The following is a 3,740-nucleotide window of genomic DNA, read 5'->3' as shown; positions in this document are numbered from 1 at the left end:
AGAACATAGTGCAAAAACAAGGGACAGAGCTCCGCGGCAGGTGGCGCTCTGTCCCTTGTTTTATTGAAGTAACGGGCAGAATTCCTATTTTGAGAAAATACGAGGTTTGAGAAATAAAAAGACTCCTTGGTATGATGTTAATGGATCCCAGATGCTGGCCAGCGTCAGATCCAAAAACAAAACCAAGGAGACTACAACATGCATTCTACTCAAAATGAACGAATTAATCAAATTACTTTTTCTACCCTAATTATCGGAGTCGACATCGCAAAATTTAGACATGTGGCGAGAGCTCAGGACTTCCGCGGAGTCGAGTTCGGGAAGCCACTTACGTTTGAAAACAATCGAGAAGGCTTTGAATTATTTGTGAGCTGGTTCAGAAAGATTGCGACGGAGCAAGGGTTTAAGGATGCCATAGTTGGTATGGAACCGACGGGTCATTACTGGCTAAACCTAGCCCATTTTCTTAAAGAAGAGCAAGTAAAATACGGCGTAGTGAACCCATTACACGTGAAGAAAAGTAAAGAATTAGATGACAATTCCCCAACAAAGAATGACATCAAGGACGCAAAAGTGATTGCACAGTTGGTCAAAGACGGGAGATACGCTGTACCGAGCCTTCCTCAAGGTGTTTATGCCGAACTGAGAGAAGCCATGAAAATTCGCGAGCACCTAACAACTGACCTTTGTGTTGTGCAAGCACGTGTCCATAACTGGTTAGATCGGTATTTCCCAGAGTTTCTGACGGTATTTAAGGATTGGGAGTGCAAATCTGCTATCCAAATGCTGAGCCTCAATCTACTGCCGCATGAGCTTGTTGCTGTGCCAGACGAGACGTTGCTGCAGCATTTAAGAGAAGCTGCAAAGCGCGGGCTTGGTCTAGGTCGAATACAGAATCTGAAGGCAGCAGCCGGCCGATCTATTGGCATCAGGCAAGGCTCTGAGTTGGCTAAAATGGAGCTAAAGTTGTTGCTGACACAGTACGAATGGCTTCAGAACAAGCTTGTGGAATTGGAAGCAAAGTTAGATGAACTGCTAGCGCAGATCCCTCATGTAAAGCAAGTGTTGGCCATGAAAGGAATTGGCCGAGATACCATCGCTGGTTTTTTAGCCGAAGTAGGAGACATTGACCAGTACCGACATCCAAAGCAGATCACAAAGCCTGCAGGACTGAATTTGAAAACAAATTCATCCGGTACACATACAGGACAAACCAGGATAACAAAGAGGGGCAGGAAGCGCCTTCGTGCTTTGCTCTTTAGAGTGATGATGCCGCTTGTCGCTAAAAACCCAGCCTTTCGCATCCTGCACGAATATTACACCAAACGGCCTGTGAATCCATTAAAAAAGATGCAGTCTCTCATCGCGTTATGTAACAAACTCATACGCATCCTTTTCGGTATCTTGCAGAAGGGCCATGAGTTTAGTGAAGAAAAGATGATCCGGGATATCCCTCGATTCACCACCGAGATACCACACGCAGCTTAATGATCGTTTTTTTTATGTTGATGACCAAAGGAGAGCAAGGTAACAAGAAGCACGGATGAGTCGGAAAGGCACTAAACTTACGGACAATGATCCTGTCGGGCAGCATATCTGACCTCCACCTCATGGATAGGTTGAATGAAGGAATGTGGGAGCGTAGACTCTGCGAGATGTGGGAGGGTTGACCACCATGAGTACATGTGGAGATCCAAAGGTGCAACCATACATTACCATACCATCCGTTTTTTACAACAGGTGGTTTAGGTAGAGAGTCTTTTGCCCCTCAGCATATCCATAAATTTCTTCTTCTACAACTTCATACCATTGAATGTTATCTGCTAAAAAGTATTTGAAGGTTAAAAACTGAGAAAACGAGAGTATTTAAGAGAAAAGCGTTTCTCCATAGAGGGAGTTTAGTGTGGAAGATATACCCAATTCTTTTGAATTAAGATAAACTTACTTTAGATGGTGAGTTTTGTAATTCAACTTAATCTTTCCGATGTAGGTAGCTATTTATTTCGAGAAGGTGGGGAGCTTCCATGAAAATCATATCTCAAGGTGCGTCAGAAGTCGTCTTAGAAGTAAAGAATATGAAGCGAGCTGTAGATTTTTGGTCGGGCAAGTTAGGATTCCCTATAGTTCAGGAATGGGGATATAATGACGGACAATTTACTGAAAAAGGTAATGAAATTTGGGCTACATGGTTATATATTGGTGGACCCACAAGATTGGGATTATGGTTGCCACGAAACTTTAACAGGGAAGAACGGACAGAAAAGGAATCCTCAATTTCCTCATGGAATGGATTATTCGATGAAGGTGGGATTCATGTACATATGGCATTATTCGTTGGAGTGAATGAAATTGAACAGGCAATTACAATCCTAAATGACAAAGGTATAGATAATAAAATTGTTACTAGAGGTATTCACAAAAGAGTATATTTTAAGGATACGGAGGATAATGTCATCGAGTTCTATACACAAAGCATGGAAGAAGATTATTCTATGAGATTAAGCCAGGGGACCCTTAAGTACGTCGAAATTCAAACTGATTCTGTAACTTGATTTCGTTACATAAATTTACCTTAGAAGAGATTTGAAAACACAGTAAAAGGAGGTCTGAAAATTGCACATAAAAGAAACTGGATTTATTTTGTTTTTAGAGAATTATGAAGAAAACGTCAACTTTTATACTGAGAAACTTGGTCTTACAGTTCGTGAGAGAAAACAAGGATTATCTAAATTAAATTTTGGTGGAAGTTACCTGATGGTAGAAGACAATGGAGTATCTAATACAACCGAAAAAAACAGGGCTCAAAATCCAACAGTAATTAGAATCGAAGTAACCGACTTTGAGAATACAGTAAGTGAAATCAAAAGTCGGGGTGTAAGAGTTCACGTAAATAAATTTAACTGGGGGACAATTGGGACAATTATAGATCCTGAAGGAAATAGGATAGAAATAAAGGACAATTAGAAGTAATAAACAAATAATGTTTATCAGGGACTAAACTAACGCGAGACTATAGCGCAATAAAAGCAGGGAGCAGATTGCCGCGGCAGCTGCTTCCTGTTTTTATTCAAGTAACGGGCAGTTATCTTCAATAGTTTGTGTTTAAATATGGGTATAATTTTATCGGAGAACGTTCAGTAGTAGATATGTGTAAATATTAATGGTGGTGATTTAGAAATGAATGTCATTTGGGATGACATAGAAAAATTGTATAGTCCTCTGCCGGCTAGCGTAACCAAAGGTACCCAAATATTAGTAAGCATTAAGTGTAATAAACCTATCGATCAGATTAACAGAAAATTACTGGGAAGTTTTTTTGATGGATGGACATTCCCCTCAAAAGGCAAATATATCAAACCTTTTAAACTGGTAAGCATTGATTTTTCTAAGGAAAATGAGATAGAAGCAAAGATAATCTTGAAAAGAAAAGATCAAGAGATCGATGAATTTAGACTCTTTTGTCAGGATGTATTGGATGTTTTGAATACCGATTACATCAATATCTCTTCATGGGAGAATCGCATATTAGAGTAAATGTAGACAGTCAATTTTAACTACCATGAAAATTAAAAAATCTGGTAGTTGAAGAAAATGAACAGCACTAAAGAAGACGCTGCTCATTCATTTTTTAAAAGTGTAGCGCCAAGGATATAAGGGGGCGTAGATCAGGAGACTTCCGAAATCGTAACGTTATAACCTAAAGTTTCAAGCCTTCGAACCGAATTCCTAACGGGGAACAA

At 39.9% G+C, this 3,740-nt stretch carries 4 protein-coding genes; all 4 read left to right on the top strand.

What is annotated here, in order from left to right; genetic code table 11:
• Positions 1-198 precede the first annotated feature (198 nt).
• Positions 199-1,488, top strand: coding sequence for an IS110 family RNA-guided transposase (locus tag PCH02S_RS35345; RefSeq protein ID WP_127458780.1), 1,290 nt, complete (start codon positions 199-201; stop codon positions 1,486-1,488).
• 536 nt (positions 1,489-2,024) lie between these two features.
• Positions 2,025-2,552 (top strand): VOC family protein, encoded by a 528-nt coding sequence (locus PCH02S_RS35340; RefSeq protein ID WP_127458779.1) that lies wholly within the window; start codon positions 2,025-2,027, stop codon positions 2,550-2,552.
• A gap of 61 nt (positions 2,553-2,613) precedes the next feature.
• Entirely contained in the window at positions 2,614-2,964 is a 351-nt protein-coding gene (locus PCH02S_RS35335; protein WP_127458778.1) for a VOC family protein, read from the top strand.
• Between the two features lie 213 nt (positions 2,965-3,177).
• Positions 3,178-3,534 (top strand): hypothetical protein, encoded by a 357-nt coding sequence (locus PCH02S_RS35330; protein WP_127458777.1) that lies wholly within the window; start codon positions 3,178-3,180, stop codon positions 3,532-3,534.
• Positions 3,535-3,740: the final 206 nt, after the last annotated feature.

This window comes from Paenibacillus chondroitinus NBRC 15376 (genome assembly GCF_004000765.1).
GTDB lineage: Bacteria > Bacillota > Bacilli > Paenibacillales > NBRC-103111 > Paenibacillus_E > Paenibacillus_E chondroitinus.
The sequence above is the reverse complement of the archived record's forward strand: the minus strand, read 5'-3'. Positions and strand labels throughout refer to the sequence as shown.

Bases quoted from the DNA above. Each gene is read 5' to 3' on its own strand.
- PCH02S_RS35345 (WP_127458780.1), top strand. From the start codon at position 199: ATGCATTCTACTCAAAATGAACGAATTAATCAAATTACTTTTTCTACC.
- PCH02S_RS35340 (WP_127458779.1), top strand. From the start codon at position 2,025: ATGAAAATCATATCTCAAGGTGCGTCAGAAGTCGTCTTAGAAGTAAAG.
- PCH02S_RS35330 (WP_127458777.1), top strand. From the start codon at position 3,178: ATGAATGTCATTTGGGATGACATAGAAAAATTGTATAGTCCTCTGCCG.